This window comes from uncultured Sphingomonas sp. (assembly GCF_913778135.1).
Lineage (GTDB): Bacteria > Pseudomonadota > Alphaproteobacteria > Sphingomonadales > Sphingomonadaceae > Sphingomonas.
Genome location: NZ_CAJYVU010000025.1, coordinates 1 through 25,775, shown reverse-complemented (window position 1 = coordinate 25,775; position 25,775 = coordinate 1). Strand labels below are relative to the sequence as shown.

Sequence of the window (25,775 nt, the reverse complement as noted above, 5' to 3'; positions counted from 1 at the left end):
TGGTTCAAGGACAGTCGCGCAAGCCGGACGGGCGTGCACGCCGACTGGTACGTGTGGCGCGATGCCAAGCCTGACGGCAGCCCGCCCAACAACTGGCAGTCGGTGTTCGGCGGCCCGGCATGGACGTGGGACGCGCGGCGCGGGCAATATTACCTGCACAACTTCCTCAAGGAGCAGCCGCAGATCAACGGCCACAATCCCGATGTACAGGCCGCACTGCTCGACGTGGCGCGTTTCTGGCTGGATCGCGGCGCCGACGGTTACCGGCTCGATGCGCTCAACTTCCTGATGTACGATCCCGCATTCACCGACAATCCGCCGGCGACCGACAAGGGCGCGCGCACGCGACCGTTCGATTTCCAGGAACACCGCTACAATCAGAGCCACGCCGACATTCCGGTGTTCATCGAGCGCGTCCGCGCGGTGTTCGACGAATATGACGACCGCTTCACCGTGGCCGAGGTCGGTGGCCCCGACAGCGACCGCGAGCGCAAGCTGTTCACCGCCGATAACAAGCGCCTGAACAGCGCCTACGGCTTCGACTTCCTCTACGCGCCCGCGCTGACCCCGGCGGCCGTGGTCGAGGCAGTGACGAAATGGCCCGATGAGTCGGGGGTCGGCTGGCCGAGCTGGGCGTTCGAGAACCACGACGCGCCGCGCGCGATCTCGCGCTGGTGTGCGCTCGAGCATGCGCCTGAGGTCCGGCACGCGTTCGCGCGGATGAAGATGCTGCTGCTGGGTACCTTACGCGGCAATCCGATCCTCTATTACGGCGAGGAGCTGGGGCTGACGCAGGTCGACGTTCCGTTCGAACTGCTGCAGGACCCCGAGGCGATCGCCAACTGGCCGCTGACGCTGTCACGCGACGGCGCGCGTACGCCGATGCCGTGGAAACGGCACGCGCCGCAGCTAGGTTTCTCAACCGCGCAGCCGTGGTTGCCGCTCGGCGACGATCACGCGGGTCTGGCGGTCGATGTGCAGGAAGCCGACGCGGATTCGCTGCTCCACTGGACAAGGACCGTGCTGGCGCTGCGTCGCGACGAGGCGGCGCTCAGGCTGGGCGGGTTCGAGGTACTCCACGCCGACGACGCGCTGCTGGTGTTCGCGCGGACGTACCAGGACGAACGCATCGTCTGCGCCTTCAACCTGTCACCCGAACCGCGGGTGTGGGCCGGCGCCGTGGAACTTACCCCCTTGCTCTCGGTCGACGTCACCGGCGCCGAATTTGCCCCCTACGGCGCGCTGGTCGCGCGTTAGGCGAGGCCGAACGGCACCACCCGGTTCGCCTGCGTGTGGCCGATTTCAGCGCGGCCAAGGTAGGGCACGTGCATGTCGCGGCACCAGCGCTCCATCATCTGGTCGAGCGTCTCGCCCCAGTCGGGTTCGTTGGGCTTGACCGCGGTGACCGCACCCAGCCGCACACCGGCGATCCCGCGCAGCTGCGTCGCGTTCGCCATCGTGAACAGCATCCGGTCAATGGCGTACATCGCCTCCGACACCTCTTCGACGATCAGCACGTGGTCGGTCAGGTCGGGCAGATAGGGCGACCCGATCAGCGCCGACAGGATCGAGAGATTGAACGCGGCGGACGGATGCCCGGCGAGCCCGGGTTCGAGCGCGCTGCGGTCACGCCTGGCCATCCAGCCGAGCGATCGCGCCACCGTCTCGTCGCCGCCCTTGCGCCCGATGTCGCTTGCCATCGGGCCGTGAGTCGGGTGGCCGATGCGGCGGGCGTAGAGCGCGCCGAGCAGGAAACCCACGTCGGAGTAACCGAGATAGGTCTTCGTGCGTGCGGCGTCGCTCAATCGCGGTAGCGCGTCCGCGAGGATGCGGTTCGAGCCGTAGCCGCCGCGCACGAACCAGACCGCTTCCATCGAGGGGTCGTTGGCATAGTCCACGAACGCGGCGGCGCGGACCGCGTCGCTGCCGGCGAAATGCCCGGATTCAGCAAAGGCGCTCGGATGGAAGACGAGGTCGACCTCGGGAAACGCAATCGCGGCGAGCGCGGAAACGGGCGCGACCACGTCGGGGTTGGCGACGCTGGAGGCCGCGACGACACCGATTCGCATGTTCCTGACCCACTCCCCCGGCTTGCCCCGACAACGTTCAGCGCCGATAGCGCGTCGCCATGCAGGACGGCAATGCGGCCCCGGGCGGGATCATCGGTGACGTGCGCGGCAAGCGCTTCTTTCTGGTCGGGATCGGCGGGTCGGGGATGATGCCGCTAGCGATGATCCTGGCCGGGCGCGGCGCGATCGTCTCGGGCTCCGACCGCGGGCTCGATCAGGGGCGTGTGCCGGCGAAGTTCGACGCGTTGCGTGTCCAAGGCATCGAGCTGTTCGCGCAGGACGGCGGCGGCGTCGTGTCGGCGGAGCAGATCGTCGTCGCCTCCGCCGCGGTCGAGGGCACGGTAGCGGACATGGTCGCGGCGGCGCGGATCGGCTGCGCGCGGATGACGCGGGCGGAACTGAACGCGGCGCTGTTCAACGCCGCCGCACTGCCGATCGGAGTGGCAGGGACAAGCGGCAAGTCGACCGTCACCGGCATGATCGCGACGATCCTTCACGGCACCGGCCGCGATCCGAGCGTGATGAACGGCGCGGTGATGAAGGACTTCGTCGCCGCCGATCGCCCGTTCGCGAGCGCGCTGGTCGGCGCGGGTGAGGCGTATGTCAGCGAGGTGGACGAGAGCGACGGATCGATCGCGCTGTATCGCCCGCATGTCGGGGTGCTTAATAACGTCAGCCTCGACCACAAGGCACTGGACGAGTTGAACGTGCTGTTCGGCGACTTCATCGCGCATGCGCGCCATGCGGTGGTCAACGCCGACAATGCGGATGCGGCGGCGCTGACGCTGACGTTGCCGGCAGCGCGGGTGACGCGCTTTTCGGTCGAGGGGACGGGTGACCTGGTCGCGCGCGACCTGCGCGAGGAGCCGTTCGCGATGTCGTTCACGCTGCACCACGCCGAGGCCGAGACGCCGGTGCGTTTGCAGGTGCCGGGGCGGCACAATGTGTCGAATGCGCTCGCGGCGCTGGGTGCGGCGATGGCGGCGGGCGTGCCGCTGGACGACGCGGTCGCGGCATTGGCGCGGTTCACGGGGCTCAGGCGCCGGTTTGATCTGGTCGGCGAGGCGGCGGGTGTCTCGGTGATCGACGATTTCGGGCACAACCCGGACAAGATTGCGGCGACGCTCGCCACGCTGCACGCCTTTCCGGGACGATTGCTGATGCTGTTCCAGCCGCACGGTTTCGGCCCGCTGAAGGTGATGCGCGCCGAGCTGGCGGCGATGTTCGCGCGCGCGCTGGCGGCGGACGACCTGCTCGTCATACCCGACCCGGTCTATCACGGCGGCACGACCGATCGCGCGGTGACCAGCGCCGACATCGTGCGCGACGTGGAGGTGAGCGGGCGCGGCGCACTCCACATTCCCGACCGCGCGACGGCGGCGGCGCATCTGGTCGCCGAGGCGCGCGCAGGCGACCGCATCGTCGTCATGGGCGCGCGCGACGACACGCTGAGCCTGCTCGCGGCCGACATGGTGGAGGCGTTGCGGCGGCGCTGATCGCATCGTCGCGCGATGCTTTTGCGTGCGGCTGCCGGCGGGTCTAAGCAGCCGCCATGTCCGAGAACATCCACGCCGTCGAGCGTCCGCGCCTAGCCTATCACCTGACCGAGGGGCGTGGGCCCGCGATCGTGTTCCTGCCGGGCTACGCGTCCGACATGACGGGGACGAAGGCGGTCGCGCTGGAGGAATGGGCGAAGGCGCAAGGCCGCGCATTCCTGCGCTTCGACTATGCCGGGTGCGGCGCGTCGGAGGGGAAGTTCGAGGAACAGAGCCTGGCCGACTGGCGCGACGATGCGCTGGCGATGATCGACGACGCGGTCGAAGGCCCGGTGGTGCTGGTCGGATCGTCGATGGGCGGGTGGATCATGCTGCTTGCCGCCCGCGCGCGACCCGAGCGCGTCCACGCATTGGTCGGGATCGCGCCCGCGCCCGATTTCACCGACTGGGGTTTCTCGTCGGACGAAAAGATGTACCTGCTCCAGCACGGACGGCTCGAGCGGGCGAACAAATACGGTCCTGCGCCGACCGTCTACACGCGGCGATTCTGGCAATCGGGTGAGGCCAACCGGTTGATGTTCGGCGAGATCGCGATCCCGCAGCCGGTCCGCTTCCTGCAAGGGCAGAAGGACGTCGAGGTGCCGTGGCACCGCACCTGTCGCCTGGCGGAAATGCTGGCTTCAAGCGACGTTCAGACGTGGCTGGTCAAGGACGGCGATCACCGCCTGTCGCGCGATACCGACATCGCGCTGCTGATCCGCGCGGTGGAGGACGTGCTGCCGTGATCCTGTTCCTTGCCCTGCTGGCTGCGCAAGCCGCTGCGCCTGTCCCGACAACGCCAGCAGCGCAGCTCGACTCCTGCCTCGCGCAGGCGCGCAGCGATCCGGCGGGGGCCGAGCAGGCCGCGCGCATGCTGGGACGCGCGGGTGAGGCGTGCCGGGGCGCGGCGCTCGCGGGGCAGGACGATTACGCGGGTGCGGCGACCGCCTTCACCACGGCGGCGCGCAACGCCGAAGTCGCGCACGAGACGCGCGCGGCGGATTACTGGGCGCAGGCGGGGAATGCGTGGCTGGCGGCGGGCGATGCGGCAAAGGCGCGCGCCGCGCTCGACGCGGCACTGGCGGCGGGGACGCTGACCGACCTCAAGCGCGGCGAAGCCTATCTCGATCGCGCGCGCGCATTGGTGGCGACGGGCGACATGAAGGCGGCGCGCGTCGACCTCGATCTGGCGACCAGGGACGCGGCCGACGATCCGCTCGCGTGGTTGTTGTCGGCGACGCTGGCGCGGCGGATGGGTGACCTGCCGCGCGCCAAGCTCGACATCGCGCAGGCGCTTCGGCGATCGGCCGACGATGCCTCGGTCCAGCTCGAGGCAGGAAACATTGCCGCGGCGGCGGGTGAGGCGGAGCGTGCCCAGGCGGCGTGGAAGGAAGCGCAGCGGCTGGCACCCGATGCGCCCGCCGGGCGTTCAGCTGCCAACGCGCTTACGCAGTTCGTAGGAGATACCGCCAAATGAAATACCTCCATACCATGATCCGGGTCGCCGATCCCGACAAGACGATCGCCTTCTTCGAGGTGTTGGGCCTGAAGGAAGTTCGCCGGATGGAGAATGAGGCGGGTCGCTTCACGCTGATCTTCCTCGCCACGCCCGAAGACATGAACGCGCCGGGCGAGCGCGCAAAGGCCGAGGTCGAGCTGACCTATAACTGGCCGAACGAGGGCGAGGCGGCCGAGGAGTATAGCGGCGGGCGCAATTTCGGGCATCTGGCCTACTATGTCGACGACATCTACGAGACGTGTCAGCGCGTGCAGGACGCGGGGCATATCGTCCACCGCCCTCCGCGTGACGGGTACATGGCGTTCGTGAAGTCGCCCGACGGCATCTCGATCGAGCTGCTGCAGGAAGGCGGCGCGAAGGCGCCAGCCGAGCCGTGGAAATCGATGCCCAATACAGGCAGCTGGTGATGAATTCTCCGCTCGAGGTCGTCCGCGTGCCGGTGCTGTCGGACAATTATTCGTGGCTGGTCCACGATGCCGACAGTGGCGAGACGATCGTGGTCGATCCGGGCGAGGCGCAGCCGGTGCTTGACTCCGCCGCAGCACGCGGGTGGACGATCGGAGCAATCTGGGCGACGCACTGGCACCCCGATCACGTCGGCGGCAACGCCGGCGTCGTCGCGGCGACCGGCGCGGAAGTGATCGGTCCGGAGGCGGAGCGCGCCAAGATCGGTGCGCTCGACCGCGGCGTGGGTGAGGGCGACACGGTGTTGCTCGGCGCGCATACCGCGACCGTGATGCACGTGCCGGGTCATACCGAGGGGCATGTCGCGTTCCACTTCGCCGACGACGCTGCGCTGTTCACCGGCGACACGCTGTTCGCGCTCGGGTGCGGGCGGTTGTTCGAGGGGACGGCGGAGCAGATGTTCGACAATCTGCGCCGCTACGCCGCACTGCCGGGTGAGACGCAGGTCTATTGCGGGCACGAGTACACGCAATCGAACGGTCGCTTCGCGCTGTCGGTCGATGCAGACAATCAGGCGCTTGTTCAGCGGATGGCCGAGGTCGACCGGAAGCGCGACGCGGGTAAGCCGACCGTGCCGACGACGATCGCCGAGGAACAGGCGACCAACCCGTTCATGCGCGCGGGCGATGCGGGCGAATTCAAGCGGTTGCGTGAGGGCAAGGATTCTTTTCGCGGCTGAGTGCGTTGGTATGCGCAAGACGAGGAGTGGATGCGATGCATAGACTTGCCGCAGTGTTGCTGATCGCTGGTGTCGGGCTGGGTGCCGGCGGCGCAGCGCTTGCCAAGCGCGACACGCCCGAGTTGGCGTACCAGAAACTGATCGCGGGCAAGGTCGCGGGCAAGCCGCAGTCGTGCATCGACACGCGCTTCCGCCAGGCGCAGCTGAGTGCCTATGGCGACAAGCTGATCTACCGGGTCAGTGACAAACTGGTCTACGTCAGCCAGACCACCGGCGGGTGCGAGCGTGTCGCACAGGGTGACGCGCTCGTCACACGGCAGTATCAGACGCGGACGTGCAGCGGCGACATCGCGACCACGGTGCAACCGGTGCCGGGGATCACGACCGGCAGCTGCGCCCTGGGCGACTTCACGCCCTACACCAGACCCTGAGCGGCGGGGCCATTCACGGCCCGTTCGCACCTGAGAGAGGAATAGAATGCCCGACCAGACCGAAGCCGACATGACCGGCGTCGAACAGCGCATCAGCCCCAAGCCGGAGGTGGATGCGATCGGCGGGCGTACGCTGAAGCCTGCGACGCTGATGATGGGGCACGGCTACGACCCCGCTCTGTCGGAAGGGTCGTTGAAGCCGCCGGTTTTCCTGACCTCGACCTTCGTGTTCCCTAACGCCGCAGCGGGAAAGCGCCACTTCGAAGGCGTGACGGGCAAGCGTCCGGGCGGTGCCGAGGGCCTCGTCTATTCGCGCTTCAACGGGCCGAACCAGGAAATTCTGGAGGACCGGCTCGGCATCTGGGAAGGTGCGGAGGACGCGCTCGCTTTCTCCAGCGGCATGTCGGCGATCGCGACCTTGTTCCTGTCGATGGTCAAGCCGGGTGACACGATCGTGCACTCGGGACCGCTGTACGCCGCAACCGAGACGCTGATCGCACGCGTGCTGGGCAAGTTCGGCATCAACTGGCTCGATTTCCCGGCGGGCGCGACGCGCGAGGAGATCGACGCGGTGCTGCACAAGGCGGCGGCGAGCGGGAACGTCGCGCTGATCTATCTCGAGAGCCCGGCCAACCCGACCAACGCGCTGGTCGATGTCGAGGCAGTGGCGGCGAGCCGTGACGCGGTGTTCGCGAACCACGAGAACAAGCCGCCGATCGCGATCGACAACACCTTCCTGGGGCCGCTGTGGTCGCAGCCGCTCAAGCACGGCGCCGACATCGTCGTCTATTCGCTGACCAAGTACGCTGGCGGTCACTCCGATCTGGTCGCGGGCGGCGTGCTGGGATCGAAGGAGCAGATCAACGTCATTCGCGCGATGCGCAACACGATCGGCACGATCTGCGATCCCAACACGGCGTGGATGCTGCTGCGCAGCCTCGAGACGCTGGAACTCAGGATGAGCCGCGCGGGTGAGAATGCGGCCAAGGTGTGCGCGTGGCTGCGCGACCAGCCGCAGGTCGAGCGCGTCGGCTATCTCGGCTTCCTTGCCGAGGGCAGTACCGAGGGACCGGAGGGGCGGCAGGCCGACATCTATCGCCGCAACTGCACCGGCGGCGGGTCGACCTTCTCGCTCTACCTGAAGGGCGGCGAGGCGGAGGCGTTCCGCTTCCTCGACGCGCTCAAGATCGCCAAGCTGGCGGTGTCACTCGGCGGGACCGAGACGCTGGCGAGCCATCCGGCCGGAATGACGCACCTCTCGGTCGCCGACGAGCGCAAGCAGGCGCTGGGGATCACCGACAATCTGGTGCGCATCTCGATCGGGGTCGAGGATGCCGACGATCTGATCGCCGATTTCGCCAACGCGCTGGCGGCGATCTGATCCATACGCCGGGGGCGGCGGTTGCCCGTCGCCTTCCGGCACAAGTCTCGCGCCGACGCGGCTTTTGTGGCAGGCGGCGCGCATGGAACAGTTCGATGCGATCGTGCTCGGTGCGGGTGGCGCCGGGCTGATGTGCGCGGCCGTGGCGGGGCAGCGCGGGCGGCGCGTCGCCGTGCTCGATCACGGAACCGAGCCGGGGCGAAAGATCGTTATATCGGGCGGCGGGCGGTGCAATTTCACCAATCGTGAGGCGGTGGCCGAGCGCTACGTCTCGACCAACCCGCATTTCGCCAAATCGGCACTCGGTCGCTACACCGCACAGGATTTCCTTGCGCTGGTCGAGCGGCACGGGATCGCGTGGCACGAGAAGACGCTGGGGCAATTGTTCTGCGACGGATCGGCGCGGCAGATCGTGGCGATGCTGCTGGGCGAGTGCGAACTGGGACAGGTGACGCTCAGGCTGGGCGGCTCGCTTGGCGAGATCGGGCACGCCGATGCGCGCTTCACGGTCGAGCATGACGGGCGGCGCTATGTGGCACCGTCGCTGGTGATCGCGACCGGGGGGGCGTCGATCCCGAAGCTGGGCGCAACCGGGTTCGCCTATGATCTGGCGCGCCGGTTCGGGTTGAAGGTGGTCGAGCCGCGTCCTGCGCTGGTGCCGCTTACCTTGCCGGGTGAGGAGGCGCTGTTCCGCGCGCTGTCGGGTGTCGCGACGCCGGTGGTCGCAGGGTCGGTGCCGGCGAAGGGCAAGGGTCAGGCGTTCGCGGAGGCAGCGCTGTTCACGCATCGGGGCTTGAGCGGTCCCGCGATCATGCAAGTGTCGTCCTATTGGAAGCCGGGCGAAGCGGTGACGATCGATCTGGTGCCGGGTGCGGCGGCGGGGTGGCTGCGCGAAGCGAAGCGGGTGCGACCGCGCGGCACGCTGGCGGCGGCACTGCCGCTGCCGGGACGACTTGGGGATGCGCTGGCCGAGGTGATCGGGGTGGGTGAACTGGGGCTCGCGACCGACCGCGCGTTGGAGGCGGCGGAGCGGCGGCTGGCCGATTGGCGCTTTCACCCGAATGGCACGGAAGGGTTCGCCAAGGCCGAGGTGACGGTCGGCGGCATCGCGACCGCAGGACTGTCATCGAAGACGATGGAAGCGCGCCACCTGCCCGGCCTTTACGCGATCGGCGAGGCGGTGGACGTTACCGGCTGGCTCGGCGGGTATAACTTCCAATGGGCTTGGGCGAGCGGCTGGGCCGCGGCGCAGGCGGTGTGAGCGGGGCGCTCAATTCGTAGAAGCGCGGTGCCCTTTCCCGCCTAGCGCCCTCAGCCGTCACCCACGCGCTCGATGTCGGCACCGACCGCGGAGAGCTTCTCCTCCAGCCGTTCGTAGCCGCGATCGAGATGATAGATGCGGCTGACCTGCGTCTCGCCGTCCGCGACGAGGCCGGCGATGATGAGGCTCATCGAGGCGCGCAGGTCGGTCGCCATGACGGGCGCGCCGACGAGGCGGTCGACGCCCTGCACCACCGCGGTGCGGCCGCGGACCTGAATGTCGGCGCCCATCCGCGCCAGTTCGGGAACGTGCATGTAGCGGTTCTCGAAGATGGTTTCGGTCAGCACGCTCGCGCCCTCTGCCTTGCACAGCATCGCCATGAACTGCGCCTGCATGTCGGTCGCGAAGCCGGGGAAGGGCGCGGTGGTGATGTTGAGCGGACGCAGCTTGTTGGGCGCGGCAACGCGGATGGTGTTGCGGCCGGTCTCGACCTCGACGCCGGCCTCGCGCAGCGCAGCGAGCGTCGCGCCCATTTCGTCCGTGCCGATGTTGGTGAGCGTCACGTCGCCCCCGGTGATCGCGGCGGCGCAGGCGTAGCTGCCCGCCTCAATCCGATCGGGCATGACCGAGTAGGTCGCGCCATGAAGCTCGCGCACCCCTTCGATCTCGAGCGTCTCGGTGCCGATCCCCTCGATCGACGCGCCCATTGCGACGAGGCAGCGGCACAGATCGACGATCTCGGGCTCGCGCGCGGCATTCTCTAGTCTGGTCGGGCCGCTCGCGGTGACCGCGGCCATGACGACGTTCTCGGTCGCGCCGACCGAGACGACGGGGAAGCGGTAGACACCGCCCGACAGGCGCCCGCCCGGCGCAGAGGCGGTGACGTAGCCCGCGCTCATCTCCAGCTTGGCGCCGATCGCCTCCAGCGCCTTCAGGTGAAGGTCGATCGGGCGGTTGCCGATCGCGCAGCCGCCGGGCAGCGACACGCGTGCCTCACCCGCGCGCGCGAGAATGGGTCCGAGCACCAGGATTGAGGCGCGCATCTTGCGCACGATGTCGTAGGGCGCCTCCGCGCTGGTCAGCTGCCCGGCACGGATCGTCATGACGCGGCCGAACTCGTCGGGGCGCGAGCCCTCGATCCGGGTCGACGCACCCAACTGGTTGAGCAGGTGGCCGAAGCCATCGACGTCGGCGAGGCGCGGTAGGTTGCGCAGCGTCAGCGGCTCGTCGGTCAGGATCGCGCACGGCATCAGCGTCAGCGCGGCGTTCTTCGCGCCCGAGATGGGGAGGGTGCCCGACAGGCGGTTGCCGCCGCGAATAAGGATACGGTCCATCGCTCGCGTCTAGCTTGGCCGAACGCCGTCGCCAACCCGCCCGCGACCCCGGCGGCGCGGGTCGCCAAAGGCACTACGACCACGCGTTTCGCGTGAAAATTGGACAGGATTGCTCCCGCTTGATCGACTTTAATGCGAGCGCGCGCGCGTCGCCCATAAGCGGAAGGAATAACAAAGGGTTCAACACTGCGTGCGGGTACGTTCCTTCGCCGATCGGATCGGCGAGTTTCTTCCGTTGTCCGACATCGAGCGCACCGCCGTGGAGCAGGTGCAGGGGCGCACGCGCGCGCTCAGGCGCGGTGCCGTGCTGGTGCGCGAGAACGATCGCACCAGCGACCTGTATGTGGTCTCCAGCGGGATGATGATGAGCTACGTGCTGCTGGACGACGGCAGCCGTCAAATCCTGCGGTTCCTGTTTCCGGGTGACCTGACCGGCGCCTCGGCACTCGCCTACGCGCACTCGCCCGAATGCGTCGCCGCCTTGTGCGAGAGCGTGGTGTGCCTGTTCGACCGTGCGCAGGTGGCCGAGGTGCTGGCGCGCCACCCGCGTTTGGCGCTTGCGCTGACCGCGATTGACCAGGCCGAGCGCGCGGCGATGACCGACCGGCTGGCGGGGTTGGGGCGAACCTCGGCGCAGGCGCGGATCGCGGCGGTGCTGCTCGACATCCGCGACCGGTTGCGGCGCGGCGGCGAGGATGTCGAGCGCGGCTTCACGCTGCCGCTGACGCAGGAGGAGATCGGGGACGCGAGCGGGCTGACCGCGGTGCACGTCAACCGCATGCTGCGCCAGCTGGAGGAGATGGGACTGATCGCCAGGCATGGCACACGCGTGATTCTGGCGGATGAGGCGCGGTTGAAACGCGCCGCGAAATACGTCGACCGGCTGTCGCGCGTCGATCTGTCGTGGATGGTACCGACGAGCGCGTGAGGGTGGTCAGGCGGTGCGCGACACGCCGCTGAGCGCCAGCTGGTGATCGATCGTGTCGAGCAATCGCTGGAGCCCAGCCTGGTCCGTCGCTTCCGCTCGCAGCGTAACCGCCGCCTGCGTGTTCGACGCGCGCAGCAGCCACCAGCCGTCGGTGGTGGACACGCGCAGCCCGTCGGTTTCATCGACCCGCGCCTCGGAGGCGACGACACGCGCACGTACCTCATCGACGATGGCGAGGCGGCGATCCTCTGGCACCGCGATGCGCAATTCGGGCGAGGCTTGCGTGGCGGGCAGGCGATCGATCAGCTCGGCAAGCGAGACACCCGACAGATGGATCGCGCCGATCAGCCGGACGGCGGCGTAGAGCGCGTCGTCGAACCCGTAATATTTATGCGCGAAGAAGATGTGCCCCGACAGTTCGGCACCGATTGCGGCGCCCTCTGCCTTCATGCGCGCCTTGATCTGGCTGTGGCCCGATTTCGCCATCACCGCGCGCCCGCCGAGCGCGCGGACCCGGTCGAACAACGCGTCGCTCGACTTCACGTCGGCCACGATCGCCGCGCCGGGTAGCTCGCGGAGCAGCGGTTCGGCGAGGAGAGCGAGGATCTGGTCGCCCCAGATGATCCGCCCACGAGCATCCACCGCGCCGATGCGGTCGCCGTCACCGTCGAAGGCGAAACCGATGTCGAGCCGCTCGCGACGGACCAGCGTGATCAGGACGGCGAGGTTGGCGGGGATTGTCGGGTCGGGGTGGTGGTGCGGAAATGCGCCGTCGACCTCGGTGTAGAGCAAATGGTGCTCGCCCGGCAGCTTCTGTGTCAGCCGCTCGATCGCTGGACCGGCGGCGCCGTTGCCGGCGTCCCAGCCGATGCGGAACGTGCCGCCCGTGTGTCCGGCGAGCAGGCGGGCGACGTAATCCTGCATGACGGCGGCGTCGGTGACCGTGCCTGCGCCCTTCTCCCAATCACCGCCCTCCGCCAGCCGTGCGAGGTCGCGCACATCGTCGCCGAAGAAACTGTCGTGCGCGAGGACGAGTTTGAAGCCGTTATCGCCCGCTGGATTGTGACTGCCGGTTACCTGTATGCCGGCGTCGACCGCCATCGTCGCCTCGGCAAAATAGAGCATCGGGGAGGGACCGAGGCCGACCCGCACCACGTCGACTCCGCTTTCGGTCAGGCCCGCGACCAGCGCCGCCTCCAGCATCGGCGACGACACGCGCCCGTCGCGCCCGACCGCGACGCGGCGACCACCGGCGCGGCGAACGCGCGTCGCGAAGCTGCGGCCGACCGCATAGGCGTCGGCCTCGAACAGCGTTTCGCCGACCGTGCCGCGGATGTCATAGTCGCGCAGGATCGAGGGGTGAAAACGGTGCGTCATTGATGGTGGCGCATAAGATGACGTTTGCAAGACGCCAACGCCGCTCTGCCGGCTTGGAAGAAACTCGCGCTATGCGACGTGGATAGATCGATCAGTTGGGCGTGGTCACGCGCGCGAGCAGCAGGTCGCGTGCGGCGTTGACGCGGCGCGCCTCCTCCGCGGAGCCGCCGCGATCGGGGTGAAGCTCGGCAATCAGGCGGCGATGCGCGGCGCGGATCGCCTCCGCATCGGCGTCGGCGGCGACGCCCAGCGTCCGCCGCGCGGTCGCGATCGCGCCGGGACGGCGCTCTGGCGGCTTCTTCAGAAACCACCACAACAGCCAGATCGCCAGCGCGGCGACGATCAGCTTCATGCAGCGGCGCTCGACGCGGGCGTGCCTTGGGCGGCGTCGGGCAGCGCGAAGCCCGCCATCATCTCGCGCAATTCCTGGCGCGCGGCGACGTGGCTCAACCCCATGCCGCCGAACGACTTGTTGTCGAGGAGCGTCAGCCCGGCCGGGAACAGCTCGCGGTAGATCACGCGCTCGCCCAGACCCGGAATGATGCGGAAGCCGACGCGGCGCGACAGCTGGTCGAGCGCCTCCGACACGCGGCGCATGTTGCGCGCGTCGACGTAGGCGAGGCGGTTGCGCAGCACGACCCAGTCGATCGTCGTGCCGTCCGCCTTCGCGCGCGCCTTACGCACGTCCCAGATCAGTTCGGAATAGAAGCTCGGGCGCTTGACCTTGAACGTCTCGGCATCGACCTGACCGATTAGATCGAAGTCGACGAAACTGTCGTTCATCGGCGTGACCAGCGTGTTGGCGAGCGCGGCGGCGGTGCGCGCGCACGGATCGTCGCGGCCGGGCGTGTCGATCACGAGGAAGTCGTACCCGTCGCTGAAGCGCGCGAACAGATCCTCGAAATTGCCGTCGGCTTGCCCGTCGCCGGTGGCGTGATCGGGGATCGGCAGCGGCTGTCCGGTCCGCTCAACGGTCGCGGCGCGATTGTCGAGGTAGCGGCCGAGCGTGCGCTGGCGGTGGTCAAGGTCGATGCACGCGACGCGCGCACCGCGCGTGGCGAGCGCGACCGCGGTGTGGACCGCGGTGGTCGACTTGCCCGTGCCGCCCTTTTCATTGGCGTAGACGATGACGTGCGGGCCGGCGTGCGGCTGGCTCGCGAGTTTTGCGCCAGCGGCCGAAGGGGCACCGGCGGCGGAAGGTGCCTCGGCGGCAGGCTCCGTTGCCGGAGCGGTGATGTGCGTCTCGGTCTGGTCAGACAACGCGCGACTTCCCTGATTGATTGCTGTTTGACGCCATCATAGAAGCCGCGGCGCAGGGATACGAGGGGTAAGACGTGGAAGTGTTTCGGGAACTCGCGGGCTTGCGCGAACAGGTCGCGGCTGCGCGCGCGGCCGGACGCGAGATCGCGCTGGTGCCGACGATGGGCGCGCTCCACGCCGGGCATATCGCGCTGGTCGAGGCGGCGCGGCGGCCGGGAACGTGCGTGGTCGCATCTATCTTCGTCAACCCGAAGCAGTTCGGCGCCAACGAGGACCTGTCGCGCTACCCGCGCAAGGAAACCGGCGACATCGCGATGCTGACCGAGGCAGGCTGCGACCTGCTGTGGCTGCCCCCGGTCGAGGTCATGTACCCCGAAGGATTTTCGACCAACATCTCGGTCACGGGCGTCAGCGGGGGGCTGGACGGTGCGGCGCGCCCGGGTCATTTCGACGGGGTCGCGACCGTCGTTGCCAAGCTGTTCAACCAGGTGCAGCCGACCCGCGCCTATTTCGGCGAGAAAGACTTTCAGCAGCTGGCAGTCATCCGCCGCATGGTCGCCGACCTCGATTTCGACATCGAGGTCACGGGCGTACCGACGCAGCGCGAGGACGACGGGCTCGCGCTGTCGAGCCGCAACGTCTACCTCGATGACGAGGAGCGCGCGAAGGCCGTGGCGCTGCCGCGCGCGCTGGGGATCGCGGCGCGCGCGATCGCGGCCGGCACGCCGGTTGAGAAGGCGGTGGCGGACGCGACCACCTATCTGTCGAACGCCGGGTTCGTGGTCGATTACGTCTCGCTGGTCGACGCGGAAACGCTCCAGCCGCAGGCGGACGCCACGCGGCGGCGGCAGTTGCTGGCGGCGGCACGGCTGGGCGCGACGCGGCTGATCGACAATCTGGCGGTCGATCCGGCGGGGTGAAGAAGGTCGCCGCGGCGTTAACCATTTGGTGAGCCGAATCGGGTCATAGCCTACGGTCAGCATCAACGCTGCAATCGGGGGCAAACCGATGACCGTAGTTTCCAGTACGCCGTTACTGCTCGACCGCCGGATCGCCAAGGCACGTGCCGGCGATGCGGGTGCTGCCTATGACTTGGGAATCGCCTACTCGACCGGGACGTCGGGCGCAGGCCTCGACCTGATCGAGGCGCACAAGTGGCTCAACCTCGCCGCCGCCTGGGGGCATGACGCCGCCCCCGCCGCGCGCGCCGAGGTATCCGAGGACATGACCGCGCGCGAGATCGCGACCGCGCAGCGCGCCGCGCGCGACGTAATCGGCCTGCTCAACCGCCGCGCGGCGTAAACGCCGGCCACCCGGCTGCACGCTGAGCGTGCGGGGCAGGTGCCGGGTAGGACCCGACACCCGTTCGATCAGGCGGTCGCTTTCTTCGCCGCGGGCTTCTTTGCAGGCGCTTTCTTCGCAGCCGGCTTCTTGGCTGCTGTTTTCGCGGCGGGCTTGTCGCCCTCGGCTTTTGACGCCGTCTTCTTGGGCGCGGCCTTCTTCTTCGCCGGCGCCTTCTTTTTGCCCGCCGGCGCCATCGCCGCGCGCGCATCGATCAGTTGTGCGGCCTCTTCCAGCGTCAGTTGCTCGGGCGTGATCGTCTTGGGCAAGGTCGCATTGGTGGTGCCGTCGGTGACGTAGGGGCCGTAGCGGCCTTCCATCAGTTTCAGCTCCGCCTCGGTGCGCGGGTGTGCGCCCAGTACCTTCAATGGCTCGCGCGCGGCCCCGCGCTGCGGACGCCCGCCGCCGGCTGCCGCCTCGGCGAGCTTCACGACCGCCGCGTTCATGCCGGTCTCGAACACGTCGGCGGTCGAGGTGAGCCGCGCATACTTGCCGGCGTGCGCCAGATATGGCCCGTAGCGCCCGATCGCGGCGGTGATGTCCTGACCCGTCTCGGGATGCTGGCCGATCGTGCGCGGCAGGCTCAGGAGCTTGAGCGCCATCTCCAGATCGAGTTCACCCACGTCCTTCGGGATCGAGGCACGCTTCGCTTCCTTGCCTTCGCCCAGCTGGATGTAGGGACCGAAGCGACCCGACTTGCGCTCGACCTCCAGCCCGGTCTCGGGATCCTTGCCGAGCATTTCGGGTCCGGTCGACTCCGCCGCATCCCCCCCTTGCGCGAAGCGGCGGGTGTACTTGCACTCAGGATAGTTCGAGCAGGCGATGAACGCGCCGAAGCGCCCGCCGCGCAGCGCGAGGCTGCCCGCCTGGCACGCCGGGCAGGCGCGCGGATCGCTGCCGTCGGCCTTGTCGGGGAAGAGGTAGGGCGCGAGGAAGGTGTCGAGCGCGGCGGTCACCTCCGACGGCTTCTGCTCCATGACCTCGGCGGTGCGCGGCTTGAAATCGCGCCAGAAGTTTTCGAGCACCGCCTGCCACTGCGCGCGACCGCCCGACACGTCGTCGAGCTCTTCCTCAAGCTCGGCGGTGTAGTCGTAGCCGACGTAGCGCGGGAAGAAGCGTTCGAGGAACGCGGTCACCAGCCGGCCGCTCTCCTCGGCGAAGAAGCGGTTCTTCTCGACCCGAACATAGGCGCGATCCTTAAGCGTCTTGATGATCGACGCGTAGGTGGAGGGACGGCCGATGCCGAGTTCCTCCATCCGCTTGACCAGGCTCGCCTCCGAATAGCGCGGCAGCGGCTGGGTGAAATGCTGCTCGGCCTCGACGTCCTTTTTCGCGGGCGCATCGCCCTCGCGCATGCGGGGCAGCCGGCGCGCATCCTCGTCCTGGCTGTCGTCCTGACCCTCTTCGTAGAGCGCGAGATAGCCGGGGAAGAGCACGACCTGACCGGTGGCGCGCAGCACGTTGCGCCCGGTACCATCGGCCAGCTCGATCGTGGTGCGCTCCATCCGCGCCGACGCCATCTGGCTGGCGAGCGCGCGCTTCCACACCAGTTCGTACAGGCGCGCATGGTCGCCCGAGCCGACGCGATCCTTGCCGAAATCGGTCGGGCGGATCGCCTCGTGCGCTTCCTGCGCGTTCTTGGCCTTCGCCTGATACTGGCGCGGCTTGTCGGGCACGTAGCTGCCGTCGTAGCGGTTGGCGATCGCGCCGCGCGCGGCCGAAATCGCGCTGCCGTCCATCTGCACGCCGTCGGTGCGCATATAGGTGATCGCGCCGTCCTCGTAGAGTTGCTGCGCGATCCGCATCGTGTGATCGGCGGAGAAGCCCAGTTTGCGCGCCGCCTCCTGCTGCAGCGTCGAGGTGGTGAACGGCGGCGGCGGATTGCGCGTCGCCGGGCGCGTCTCGACCGACTGCACGGTGAAGCGACCCGCCTCGACATCGGCCTTGGCGCGCATGGCGTCGCCTTGCGTCCCGATCGACAGGCGGTCGAGTTTCTTCCCCTCCCACTGCGACAGCCGCGCGGTGAAGGGGGTGCCGTCATGCTCGAGTGCGGCCGTCACCGACCAATATTCCTGCGCGACGAACGTCTCGATCTCGCGCTCGCGCTCGACGATCAGGCGCAGCGCGACCGATTGGACGCGGCCCGCGGACTTGGCGCCGGGCAGCTTGCGCCACAGCACGGGGGAGAGCGTGAAGCCGACGAGATAATCGAGCGCGCGGCGTGCGCGATAGGCGTCGATCAGGTCGGTATCGAGCGCGCGCGGCGCCTTCATCGCGTCGGTCACCGCCTGTTTGGTGATCGCGTTGAAGGTGACGCGCTCGACCGCCTTGGGCAGCGCGCGACGCTTGGCGAGCACTTCCTGCACGTGCCAGCTGATCGCCTCGCCCTCGCGATCGGGGTCGGTGGCGAGGATCAGCCGGTCGGCGCCCTTCGCCAGATCGGCGATCGCTTTCAGCTGCTTGGCCTTGTCGGCGTAATTCTCCCACTCCATCGCGAAGCCGTCGTCGGGGTTCACCGACCCGTCCTTGGGCGGCAGGTCGCGGACGTGGCCGTAGCTCGCGAGGACGCGATAATCGGAGCCGAGATACTTTTCGATGGTCTTCGCCTTGGCGGGCGATTCGACGATGACGAGTTGCATTAGGGCCTAACTAGGAAGCTTCACACGTATGCGCGAGGGTGGAGAGGTGGAGGCCGCAACGTCAAGCGGGATTGCGGGGCGTAAAGGTTGCGCGCATGGCCGCGGCATGGCGGCAGGCATGTGGATCGCGGCGGCAGCGGCGTTGGTGGGGGCAGCACCGGCGGTGCCAACAGTGATGACGGGCGAGATCGTGCTGCCGCGGGCGGAGGAGGGGTTCGTTCTTCGAGAGACAACGGCTCGCCCAAGGGGCCAGCTGTCCGAATACCGCCGGAACGATGAGCCGGCCGAAAAATGGACGCACGCAATCGCGCTCACGCGTCAACTCTATCATCCGGGCACCAGCGAGAAGATACGCGCCGACGCGCCTGCTCTGGCGAGCTTGATGGCAGCCGTCACTGGAAGCGCGATGCAATCGTCGTGTCCCGGTGCTATTGTAAAGGTGACGCCTGCCAGTCCGAGCGACCAGCTTGCCGCCGCGACGCTGAGGGTGCGTTGCCCGCGGGAGGCGATCACGCATGATCCGATGCTCACCTACGTACGGGTGATCGTTGCACAGGAGGCCATTCACTCGGTCACAGCGATGGTCCGCGGCGAGGCGGTCCGCGCCGACGTGGAATGGGCCGACCGCGTGATCGCCGACCTGACGCTCTGCAAGGCTGGCGATGTCGCGGGACGCTGTGCCGCCCGTTCACGCGTGATCGGCGACCCCCTCTAGCCGCGCCTGGTCGCGAACCACGCCAGCAGGAAGCCGGTGCCGAGGATCAAATCGACTATGCCGAAAATGGCGGTGGTCGAGCCGGCGGCGAGGATGAGCGCGGGGACGCCAAACGCCAGCTTCTCGGCGACACCCACCAGCATCATTGGGCGGTAGCGAACGGGATCGCCGCCGGTCAGCCAAAAGACGATCTGGAACGCGAGCGCGGTCAGCGTGAAGGCGAGCCCAGGCAGCGTCGCTGCGCCCGGTGCGGCGAGGCTGGCGAGTAGGGCAAGCGTGCCGTAGATCGCCGCAGCCCGGAACCAGCAGCGCACCCAGGTAGGGGTAGGCGCGCTCAGCACAGGCTGACGCGTCCGGCGGCATGGCGTTCGAGCCGGCCGCCGAGCTCGAGTTCAAGCAGCACCATCTGCACCACCGCAGGCGCGAGCGCAGCCTGGCGGACGAGCTCGTCGATGCCGACCGGTACCGGGCCGAGCAGGTCGGTGACGCGGCGGCGATCGGCGTCGCTCGCGTCCTCGGGCGGCGGTGCGCCCCAGCCGGCGAGCGGTGACCTGACACTCGCGCGCAGGTCGATCGGGCGGATCTGTTCGAGCACGTCGGCGGCTGACTGGATCAGCACGGCGCCATCGCGGATCAGGCCGTTGCACCCTTGCGCGCGCGGATCGCTCGGATGGCCCGGCACTGCCATCACCTCGCGCCCGGCCTCGCCCGCGAGCCTGGCGGTGATGAGCGAGCCCGAGCGCGGCGCGGCCTCGATCACCACAGTGCCGAGCGACAGCGCGGCGATGATGCGGTTGCGATGCGGAAAATGGCGCGCGCGCGGCTCGGTACCCGGCGGCATCTCGGCGACGAGCAGGGCTTCATCGGCGATCCGCTCCTGCAGCCGCGCATTCTCGGGCGGATAGGCGACGTCGATGCCGCCGGCGATGACGCCGATCGTCGCGGCACCCGCCCCCTCGTGCGCGGCGGTGTCGATCCCGCGCGCCAGCCCCGAAACGACCACCGCACCCTCGTGCGCGATCTCCTGCGCCAGGCCACGCGCGAAGCGGCACGACGCGGCGGACGCGTTGCGCGCGCCGACCATCGCGACGGTGTCGCGCGCGGCGAGCGACAGGTTGCCGCGAATCGTCAGCACCGGCGGCGCGTCGGACAGTTCGGCCAGGAGCGGCGGATAATCGGGCGTGCCGAGAAACAGGTAGCGCGCGCCGGCCCGCGTCACCGCCACCATCTCGCGCTCGGCCGTGTGAATGTCGGTGACCGCAGGGACACGCCCGCCGCCGCGGCGCGCGAGTGTCGGCAGCGCTTCGATTGCCGCCGCCGCCGTGCCGAAGCGCGCAAGCAGTTGGCGGAACGACACCGGGCCGATCGAAGGCGTGCGGATCAGCCGCAATCGTGCGAGCGCGTCGTCGTCGGCGATCGTCGCGGGCGGAGCAGGGCGCAGCGCCGCGGCGTTGGCCATGTTCAGGCGGCGCTTTTCGGGCCGCCGACGCGCGGCTCGGTCCCGTCGAGCAGGCGCGCGATGTTGGCGCGGTGCTTCCAAATCACGAGGAGCGCCAGCGCGAGCAGCAGCGGCACGAGGTCGAACGGGCCGAGGACCGCGGCCGCGACCGGTGCACTGACCGCAGCCGCCATGCCGGCGACCGAGGAGATGCGCAGCCCTGCGAGCAGCCCGAGCCACACGACCGCGTAGACGAGCCCGAGCGGCCAGGCGAGCGCAACGACGATCCCCATCAGCGTCGCGACGCCCTTGCCGCCCTTGAAGCCGAGCCAGACCGGATAGCAGTGGCCGACGAAGGCACCCGCCGCGGCAAGCGGTGCCTGATCGGGAAACAGCGCGGCGACGATTCCGACCGCGGCGACGCCCTTCAGCATGTCGAGCAGCAGCGTGGCGGCGGCGAGGCCCTTGCGCCCGGTGCGGAGCACGTTGGTCGCGCCGATATTGCCCGAGCCGACCTGGCGAAGGTCGCCCGCGCCGCCCAGGCGCGTCAGGATCACGCCGAACGGGATCGAGCCGAGCAGATAGCCGATCAGCAACGCCGCCGCGGGCGGTATCCAGATGATCTGCGTGGCCAGTTCTGTTCCCCTTCTGCCCCTGTTTTAGCGCGGGCGAAATCAGGTGTCACTCACCTGTATCTACTAGGCGACGAAGGCTATGTGTGCGGCCATGAGCGACGATGCGCGGCCGATCCTGTTCTTCGATTCAGGCGTGGGTGGCCTGTCGGTCGTCGCGCCGACGCGCGCGCTGCTGCCCGGGGCGTCCATCGTCTACGCCGCTGATTCGGCCGGTTTCCCGTACGGAACGAAGGGCGAGGCGGAGATCGCGGCGCGCGTGCCCGCGCTGCTCGGGCGGTTGGCGGAGCGGTATCGCCCGCGCCTGATCGTGATCGCGTGCAATACGGCCTCGACAATCGCGCTGCCCGCGGTGCGCGCCGCGCTCGACCTTCCGATCGTCGGCACGGTGCCCGCGATCAAGCCTGCGGCGGAAGCGTCGCGCACGCGGGTCATCGGGGTGCTGGGCACCGAGGCGACGGTGCGGCAGCCCTATGTCGATGATCTCGCCGCGCGCTTCGCGGGCGATTGCACCGTGCTGCGTTACGGCTCCGCCGCGCTGGTCGAACTGGCGGAGGCTAAGCTGGCCGGCGAGGCGGTCGACGTGGGCGCGGTTGCGCGCGAACTCGCTGGTTTGTTCGACCAGCCGGGTGGCGACCGGATCGACGTAATCGTCAACGCGTGCACGCACTTCCCGCTGCTCGCGGACGAGATGCGCGCGACGGCGCCCGCGGGCGTGTCCTTCGTCGATGGCGGGCCGGGGATCGCGCGGCGCGTGGCGCATCTGACGCAGGGGCAGGACTGGTCGCACGACTCGGACGCGCACCGGCTGGTGTTCACCCGGCTGGGTACGCGCGAGGCGAGGATCGGCAACCACCTGCGTGCGCAGGGTTTTGCCGATCCCGAGGCACTGTGATCGACCAAATGCGCTGGAAAAACGTGGGTTAGCAGGCTAAGTCGCCTCGCATGATGAGCGAGAGCAGCGAAGCGCGCCGGGCCACACAGGTCGACGCACGCCCAGTTGACGCAAAGGCAGTTGACGCACGGTCAGTTGATGTACGGGCGGTCGACTATTCGCGCGTGTTCACCCAGGCGATCGACCGCCTGCACGCCGAGGGGCGCTACCGCGTCTTCATCGACATCCTGCGCAACAAGGGCATGTTCCCCAATGCGCGCTGCTTTGCCGGGCATAACGGCCCGAAGCCGATCACGGTATGGTGCTCGAACGATTACCTCGCGATGGGGCAGCACCCGAAGGTGATCGCGGCGATGGAGGAAGCGCTGCACGACGTGGGCGCAGGGTCGGGCGGTACGCGCAACATCGGCGGCAATACGCACTACCACATCGATCTGGAGGCCGAGCTTGCCGACCTGCACGGCAAGGAAGCGGCGCTGTTGTTCACCAGCGGCTATGTCTCGAACGAGGCGACGCTCGCAACGCTCGCGAAGGTGCTGCCGGGCTGCATCATCTATTCCGACGAGCTCAATCACGCCTCGATGATCGCGGGGATCCGCAACGCGGGCTGCGAGAAGCGCGTGTTTCGCCACAACGATCTCGCGCATCTGGAAGAGCTGCTCGCCGCCGATGATCCGGCGGTGCCCAAGCTGATCGCGTTCGAGAGCGTTTATTCGATGGAGGGCGATGTCGCGCCGGTCGCGGCGATCTGCGACCTCGCCGACAAGTACAACGCGCTCACCTACCTCGACGAGGTGCACGCGGTCGGCATGTACGGCGCGCGCGGTGGCGGCATCTCCGAGCGCGATTGCGTCGCCGACCGGCTGACGATCATCGAGGGGACGCTGGGCAAGGCGTTCGGCGTGATGGGCGGCTATATCGCGGCCGACCGTACGATCGTCGACGTGATCCGCAGCTACGCGCCCGGCTTTATCTTCACCACCAGCCTGTCGCCGGTGCTGGTCGCGGGCGTGCTGGCGAGCGTGCGCCACCTGAAATCGTCAAGCGTCGAGCGTGACGGGCAGCAGGCGGCTGCGGCGACGCTGAAGGCGATGCTGAGCGACGCCGGGCTGCCGGTGATGGTGGGCGAGACGCACATCGTGCCCGTCATGGTCGGCGATCCGGTCAAGGCCAAGAAGATCAGCGACATCCTGCTGGCCGAATACGGCGTCTACGTGCAGCCGATCAATTACCCGACGGTGCCGCGCGGGACCGAGCGGCTGCGCTTCACCCCCGGCCCCGCGCACAGCGAGGCGATGATGCGCGAGCTGACCGACGCCTTGGTCGAGATCTGGGGTCGGCTTGAGCTGCGCCAGGCGGCGTAGAAGTCGCGACGCCGCGGCTCAGTCGAGCGCCGCGTCGCGCTGCGCGAGGATCGGCGGCAGATAGGGCAGCGGCGCGCCGGCCGGCATCGCCGCTAGCGCTTCCGAAATGATGCGTGCGCGCTCCTTGGGCGAGGGATGCGTGCGGCTGCGGAACATGCCGGGGTCGACCTTTTTTCCCGGTCCTTGCCAGAAACGCACCGCATTCTGCGGGTCCCAACCGGCATTGCGGAGCAGGAATGCGCCGAGCACGTCGGCCTCCGTCTCAGTGTCACGGAACAGTCGCGCGTTGCGGCCGAACTCACCGAACAGCCCCCATTTGACGCCCGCCGCCTCCAGCCGGGCGCGGTGGCGCAGGATGGTGTGCGCGAGCTCGTGCGCGATCACGACCGCGACTTCGTCGTCGCCGTAGGTTTCCATCAACCGTGCGCCGACCTGCACGACATGGCCGTCGGACGAGGCGCCGAGCTTGGGTCCGGCGACGACCTCGAACTCGCTGCGGCACGCCGGCACGGGCGCGATCGACACGCGGTGCGTGTGGCCCTGATCGGCGAGCGTCAGCGACATGGGCGCGCGTATCGGCAGCGCGGCCAATCGGGCAAGCGCGGCGTCGCGCGTCGCGCTGGTGTCGCGCGCCTCGGTCGGTGCGGCGAGCGGGACGCCGGCGATTGCGACGACGCCTTCGTTCTGCATCACGCCGGCGCGCGCGGCGGGGGAGCCGGGCACGACCCACTCGACCGCGACCGGCGCGGCGAAGCCGAATACGCTGCGTGCGGCATCGGCATCGCGCGCGGCATATTGATCGATGGCGTGCAGCACGACGCCGGTGCCCGGCTGCTGGTCGCGGCACAGCGCAGCGTTGGCGGTGGCGAGGCGGAATGCGACATTCGCGAGCCGCGCGTCCTCGCTTCGCAACGCTTCGAAGGTGGCGCGGCTATCAGGCGCGGCCGCAGCGAGAAGGGCGAGCGGGAGGAGAAGGCGGAACAGACGCGACATGATGCGTCTCTACCAAGCCCTCCGGTTCCGGTCATCAGCCCGCATTGACTCACGGCGCCGCAAGTACCAGAATAGTTTCACTTGATACCAGTGGAGCGCGCAATGGACCATATCGACGTCAATCCGATGGGGCTCGACGGTTTCGCCTTCTGCGAATTCACCTCGCCCGAACCCGACATGCTGGCAAAGCAGTTCGAGGCGCTCGGCTTCGTGCCCGCCGCGACGCACCCGACCAAGCAGGTCACGCTCTACCGCCAGGGTCGCATAAACCTGCTGATCAACCGCGAGGAAGAGGGACAGGCGGCGGATTTCCGTAAGGATCACGGCCCGTCGGCGAACGCGATGGCATTCCGCGTGTCGAACGCGCGCGAGGCGTTGGAGGCGGCGGTGGAGCGCGGCGCGAAGGCGCTGGACGCGAGCGGCAGCGCGCTGCCGGATGCGCAGGTGCTGGAAGGGATCGGCGGGTCGCTGCTGTACCTGGTCGACGCTGATCCGTTCGCCGACTGGAACGAGGTCGAAGGCTGGCGCGAGGCGTCGGCGGAGAACAACGTCGGGCTCGACGTGCTCGACCACCTGACGCACAATGTGCGGCGCGGGCAGATGCGGACGTGGTCGGCGTTCTATGGCCAGATTTTCGGCTTCGAGGAGCAGAGGTATTTCGACATCAAGGGCAAGGCGACGGGCCTGTTCAGCCAGGCGATGATCGCGCCCGACAAGGCGATTCGTATTCCCTTGAACGAGAGCCAGGACGACCATAGCCAGATCGAGGAGTTCATCCGCGATTACAACGGCGAGGGCATCCAGCATCTGGCACTCACCACCGACGACATCTACGGAACGGTCGAGAAACTACGCGCGCGCGGCGTCAAGCTGCAGGACACGATCGAAACCTATTACGAGCTGGTCGACAAGCGCGTGCCGAACCACGGCGAGGACCTGGAGCGGCTGCGCCGCAATCGCATCCTGATTGACGGCAACGTCGGGGAAGAAGGGCTGCTGCTGCAAATCTTCACCGAGAACATGGTCGGGCCGATCTTCTTCGAGATCATCCAGCGCAAGGGCAACGAGGGTTTCGGCAACGGCAACTTCCAGGCGTTGTATGAGTCGATTGAGCTCGACCAAATCCGGCGCGGCGTTATCCAGGTCGACGCATAAAGCGTCGACCTGGATGGCCGCGCGCAGGCGCGGCCCGCGCCCGGCCAGCGCGACGAAGCCGGCGCAGCAGGCGCGGCTTTGCCGCGACTGACGCGTTGGCGGGTGCGACACAAAGCGCACCTGAGTAACCCGAAAGGACCGAGGATGACCGACTCCACCGCCCCCGCCTACATCCCCGGTTTCGGCAATCACGTCTCGACCGAGGCAATCCCCGGCGCGCTGCCGGTCGGGCGCAACTCGCCGCAGCGCCCCGCCTTCGGGCTCTACGCCGAGCAACTGTCGGGCACCGCCTTTACTGCGCCACGCCACGAGAATCGCCGCTCGTGGCTCTACCGCATGCGCCCCACCGCCGAGCACCCGCCGT

General features: G+C 68.6%; 27 protein-coding genes. 17 read left to right on the top strand and 10 right to left on the bottom strand.

What is annotated here, in order from left to right:
• The coding region (locus QZ847_RS02555; RefSeq protein ID WP_294352795.1) for an alpha-amylase family glycosyl hydrolase at positions 1–1,257 on the top strand (1,257 nt) is incomplete at its 5' end.
• Here QZ847_RS02555 and QZ847_RS02550 read toward each other — a convergent pair.
• Positions 1,254–2,069 (bottom strand): LD-carboxypeptidase, encoded by an 816-nt coding sequence (locus QZ847_RS02550; protein WP_294352794.1) that lies wholly within the window; start codon positions 2,067–2,069, stop codon positions 1,254–1,256. The two genes, QZ847_RS02555 and QZ847_RS02550, sit on opposite strands and share 4 nt — an antisense overlap.
• A gap of 59 nt (positions 2,070–2,128) precedes the next feature.
• On the opposite strand from QZ847_RS02550, the gene QZ847_RS02545 reads away from it, so the two are divergent.
• The 8 genes from QZ847_RS02545 (at position 2,129) to QZ847_RS02510 (ending at position 9,340) form a co-directional block, all read left to right on the top strand.
• Positions 2,129–3,565: a Mur ligase family protein gene (locus tag QZ847_RS02545; protein WP_294352792.1), complete on the top strand. Its 1,437-nt coding sequence runs from the start codon at positions 2,129–2,131 to the stop codon at positions 3,563–3,565.
• Between the two features lie 56 nt (positions 3,566–3,621).
• A complete protein-coding gene (locus tag QZ847_RS02540; protein WP_294352790.1) occupies positions 3,622–4,350 on the top strand; it encodes an alpha/beta hydrolase in 729 nt (242 codons plus the stop codon).
• On the top strand, positions 4,347–5,081 hold the full coding sequence (locus tag QZ847_RS02535; protein WP_294352789.1) for a hypothetical protein: 735 nt from the start codon (positions 4,347–4,349) through the stop codon (positions 5,079–5,081). Before QZ847_RS02540 ends, QZ847_RS02535 begins: the two co-directional genes overlap by 4 nt.
• Positions 5,078–5,530, top strand: coding sequence for a VOC family protein (locus QZ847_RS02530; RefSeq protein ID WP_294352787.1), 453 nt, complete (start codon positions 5,078–5,080; stop codon positions 5,528–5,530). Before QZ847_RS02535 ends, QZ847_RS02530 begins: the two co-directional genes overlap by 4 nt.
• A complete protein-coding gene (gene gloB / locus QZ847_RS02525; protein WP_294352785.1) occupies positions 5,530–6,267 on the top strand; it encodes a hydroxyacylglutathione hydrolase in 738 nt (245 codons plus the stop codon). The genes QZ847_RS02530 and gloB overlap by 1 nt, the downstream gene beginning before the upstream one ends.
• 35 nt (positions 6,268–6,302) lie before the next feature.
• Positions 6,303–6,698 (top strand): hypothetical protein, encoded by a 396-nt coding sequence (locus QZ847_RS02520; protein WP_294193215.1) that lies wholly within the window; start codon positions 6,303–6,305, stop codon positions 6,696–6,698.
• A 46-nt stretch (positions 6,699–6,744) separates the two neighbouring features.
• Positions 6,745–8,079 (top strand): cystathionine gamma-synthase family protein, encoded by a 1,335-nt coding sequence (locus QZ847_RS02515; protein WP_294352783.1) that lies wholly within the window; start codon positions 6,745–6,747, stop codon positions 8,077–8,079.
• Between the two features lie 82 nt (positions 8,080–8,161).
• Entirely contained in the window at positions 8,162–9,340 is a 1,179-nt protein-coding gene (locus QZ847_RS02510; RefSeq protein ID WP_294352782.1) for an aminoacetone oxidase family FAD-binding enzyme, read from the top strand.
• Between the two features lie 50 nt (positions 9,341–9,390).
• Here QZ847_RS02510 and murA read toward each other — a convergent pair whose 3' ends face one another.
• Positions 9,391–10,674 (bottom strand): UDP-N-acetylglucosamine 1-carboxyvinyltransferase, encoded by a 1,284-nt coding sequence (gene murA, locus QZ847_RS02505; RefSeq protein WP_294352779.1) that lies wholly within the window; start codon positions 10,672–10,674, stop codon positions 9,391–9,393.
• Between the two features lie 190 nt (positions 10,675–10,864).
• On the opposite strand from murA, the gene QZ847_RS02500 reads away from it, so the two are divergent.
• Complete coding sequence (locus tag QZ847_RS02500) at positions 10,865–11,602, top strand: Crp/Fnr family transcriptional regulator (protein WP_294189130.1); 738 nt, start codon at positions 10,865–10,867, stop codon at positions 11,600–11,602.
• A 6-nt stretch (positions 11,603–11,608) separates the two neighbouring features.
• Here QZ847_RS02500 and pgmG read toward each other — a convergent pair whose 3' ends face one another.
• From pgmG to QZ847_RS02485, 3 genes are all read right to left on the bottom strand, one after another.
• Positions 11,609–12,979: a phosphoglucomutase/phosphomannomutase PgmG gene (pgmG, locus tag QZ847_RS02495; RefSeq protein WP_294352778.1), complete on the bottom strand. Its 1,371-nt coding sequence runs from the start codon at positions 12,977–12,979 to the stop codon at positions 11,609–11,611.
• 91 nt (positions 12,980–13,070) lie between these two features.
• Positions 13,071–13,331 (bottom strand): DnaJ domain-containing protein, encoded by a 261-nt coding sequence (locus tag QZ847_RS02490; RefSeq protein ID WP_294352776.1) that lies wholly within the window; start codon positions 13,329–13,331, stop codon positions 13,071–13,073.
• Complete coding sequence (locus QZ847_RS02485; protein ID WP_294190325.1) at positions 13,328–14,107, bottom strand: division plane positioning ATPase MipZ; 780 nt, start codon at positions 14,105–14,107, stop codon at positions 13,328–13,330. Before QZ847_RS02485 ends, QZ847_RS02490 begins: the two co-directional genes overlap by 4 nt.
• A 206-nt stretch (positions 14,108–14,313) precedes the next feature.
• On the opposite strand from QZ847_RS02485, the gene panC reads away from it, so the two are divergent.
• Entirely contained in the window at positions 14,314–15,159 is an 846-nt protein-coding gene (panC, locus tag QZ847_RS02480) for a pantoate--beta-alanine ligase (protein ID WP_294352774.1), read from the top strand.
• Positions 15,160–15,247: 88 nt separating this feature from the next.
• Positions 15,248–15,541, top strand: a complete 294-nt coding sequence (locus QZ847_RS02475; protein ID WP_294190322.1) for a hypothetical protein — start codon at positions 15,248–15,250, stop codon at positions 15,539–15,541.
• A gap of 68 nt (positions 15,542–15,609) precedes the next feature.
• Here QZ847_RS02475 and topA read toward each other — a convergent pair whose 3' ends face one another.
• Complete coding sequence (gene topA, locus QZ847_RS02470) at positions 15,610–18,219, bottom strand: type I DNA topoisomerase (RefSeq protein WP_294352772.1); 2,610 nt, start codon at positions 18,217–18,219, stop codon at positions 15,610–15,612.
• 118 nt (positions 18,220–18,337) lie between these two features.
• Between topA and QZ847_RS02465 the strand changes: the two genes are divergently transcribed.
• Positions 18,338–18,934, top strand: a complete 597-nt coding sequence (locus tag QZ847_RS02465; protein WP_294352770.1) for a hypothetical protein — start codon at positions 18,338–18,340, stop codon at positions 18,932–18,934.
• On the opposite strand, the gene QZ847_RS02460 is transcribed toward QZ847_RS02465, so the two are convergent.
• From QZ847_RS02460 to plsY, 3 genes are read right to left on the bottom strand one after another with little or no spacing between them, the layout of a single operon-like run.
• Positions 18,931–19,275 (bottom strand): hypothetical protein, encoded by a 345-nt coding sequence (locus tag QZ847_RS02460; RefSeq protein WP_294352768.1) that lies wholly within the window; start codon positions 19,273–19,275, stop codon positions 18,931–18,933. The genes QZ847_RS02465 and QZ847_RS02460 overlap by 4 nt on opposite strands.
• Positions 19,269–20,393: a DNA-processing protein DprA gene (dprA, locus tag QZ847_RS02455; RefSeq protein WP_294352765.1), complete on the bottom strand. Its 1,125-nt coding sequence runs from the start codon at positions 20,391–20,393 to the stop codon at positions 19,269–19,271. Before dprA ends, QZ847_RS02460 begins: the two co-directional genes overlap by 7 nt.
• A 2-nt stretch (positions 20,394–20,395) precedes the next feature.
• The gene (gene plsY, locus QZ847_RS02450) at positions 20,396–20,968 is read right to left on the bottom strand and encodes a glycerol-3-phosphate 1-O-acyltransferase PlsY (protein WP_294352763.1); all 573 of its coding nucleotides are present in this window, start codon (positions 20,966–20,968) and stop codon (positions 20,396–20,398) included.
• Between the two features lie 130 nt (positions 20,969–21,098).
• Here plsY and murI point away from each other — a divergent pair, with 130 nt between their 5' ends.
• Together murI and hemA are read left to right on the top strand one after the other, a co-directional pair.
• Positions 21,099–21,899, top strand: a complete 801-nt coding sequence (gene murI, locus QZ847_RS02445) for a glutamate racemase (protein WP_294352761.1) — start codon at positions 21,099–21,101, stop codon at positions 21,897–21,899.
• Between the two features lie 50 nt (positions 21,900–21,949).
• A complete protein-coding gene (gene hemA, locus QZ847_RS02440) occupies positions 21,950–23,263 on the top strand; it encodes a 5-aminolevulinate synthase (protein WP_294352759.1) in 1,314 nt (437 codons plus the stop codon).
• 18 nt (positions 23,264–23,281) lie between these two features.
• Here the strand turns inward: hemA and QZ847_RS02435 are convergent, their stop codons facing one another.
• Positions 23,282–24,256, bottom strand: a complete 975-nt coding sequence (locus tag QZ847_RS02435; protein WP_294352758.1) for a M48 family metallopeptidase — start codon at positions 24,254–24,256, stop codon at positions 23,282–23,284.
• Positions 24,257–24,358: 102 nt separating this feature from the next.
• On the opposite strand from QZ847_RS02435, the gene hppD reads away from it, so the two are divergent.
• Positions 24,359–25,411, top strand: a complete 1,053-nt coding sequence (hppD, locus tag QZ847_RS02430) for a 4-hydroxyphenylpyruvate dioxygenase (RefSeq protein WP_294352756.1) — start codon at positions 24,359–24,361, stop codon at positions 25,409–25,411.
• A gap of 144 nt (positions 25,412–25,555) precedes the next feature.
• Positions 25,556–25,775 (top strand): homogentisate 1,2-dioxygenase (locus tag QZ847_RS02425; protein WP_294352754.1); only part of this gene is annotated, 220 nt, incomplete at its 3' end.

Excerpts from the sequence above, each read along its gene's own strand:
- QZ847_RS02550 (WP_294352794.1), bottom strand. The coding sequence starts at position 2,069 with ATGCGAATCGGTGTCGTCGCGGCCTCCAGCGTCGCCAACCCCGACGTG.
- QZ847_RS02545 (WP_294352792.1), top strand. The coding sequence starts at position 2,129 with ATGCAGGACGGCAATGCGGCCCCGGGCGGGATCATCGGTGACGTGCGC.
- QZ847_RS02540 (WP_294352790.1), top strand. The coding sequence starts at position 3,622 with ATGTCCGAGAACATCCACGCCGTCGAGCGTCCGCGCCTAGCCTATCAC.
- QZ847_RS02530 (WP_294352787.1), top strand. The coding sequence starts at position 5,078 with ATGAAATACCTCCATACCATGATCCGGGTCGCCGATCCCGACAAGACG.
- gloB (WP_294352785.1), top strand. The coding sequence starts at position 5,530 with ATGAATTCTCCGCTCGAGGTCGTCCGCGTGCCGGTGCTGTCGGACAAT.
- QZ847_RS02520 (WP_294193215.1), top strand. The coding sequence starts at position 6,303 with ATGCATAGACTTGCCGCAGTGTTGCTGATCGCTGGTGTCGGGCTGGGT.
- QZ847_RS02515 (WP_294352783.1), top strand. The coding sequence starts at position 6,745 with ATGCCCGACCAGACCGAAGCCGACATGACCGGCGTCGAACAGCGCATC.
- QZ847_RS02510 (WP_294352782.1), top strand. The coding sequence starts at position 8,162 with ATGGAACAGTTCGATGCGATCGTGCTCGGTGCGGGTGGCGCCGGGCTG.
- murA (WP_294352779.1), bottom strand. The coding sequence starts at position 10,674 with ATGGACCGTATCCTTATTCGCGGCGGCAACCGCCTGTCGGGCACCCTC.
- pgmG (WP_294352778.1), bottom strand. The coding sequence starts at position 12,979 with ATGACGCACCGTTTTCACCCCTCGATCCTGCGCGACTATGACATCCGC.
- QZ847_RS02490 (WP_294352776.1), bottom strand. The coding sequence starts at position 13,331 with ATGAAGCTGATCGTCGCCGCGCTGGCGATCTGGCTGTTGTGGTGGTTT.
- QZ847_RS02475 (WP_294190322.1), top strand. The coding sequence starts at position 15,248 with ATGACCGTAGTTTCCAGTACGCCGTTACTGCTCGACCGCCGGATCGCC.
- topA (WP_294352772.1), bottom strand. The coding sequence starts at position 18,219 with ATGCAACTCGTCATCGTCGAATCGCCCGCCAAGGCGAAGACCATCGAA.
- QZ847_RS02465 (WP_294352770.1), top strand. The coding sequence starts at position 18,338 with ATGTGGATCGCGGCGGCAGCGGCGTTGGTGGGGGCAGCACCGGCGGTG.
- dprA (WP_294352765.1), bottom strand. The coding sequence starts at position 20,393 with ATGGCCAACGCCGCGGCGCTGCGCCCTGCTCCGCCCGCGACGATCGCC.
- murI (WP_294352761.1), top strand. The coding sequence starts at position 21,099 with ATGAGCGACGATGCGCGGCCGATCCTGTTCTTCGATTCAGGCGTGGGT.
- hemA (WP_294352759.1), top strand. The coding sequence starts at position 21,950 with ATGATGAGCGAGAGCAGCGAAGCGCGCCGGGCCACACAGGTCGACGCA.
- QZ847_RS02435 (WP_294352758.1), bottom strand. The coding sequence starts at position 24,256 with ATGTCGCGTCTGTTCCGCCTTCTCCTCCCGCTCGCCCTTCTCGCTGCG.
- hppD (WP_294352756.1), top strand. The coding sequence starts at position 24,359 with ATGGACCATATCGACGTCAATCCGATGGGGCTCGACGGTTTCGCCTTC.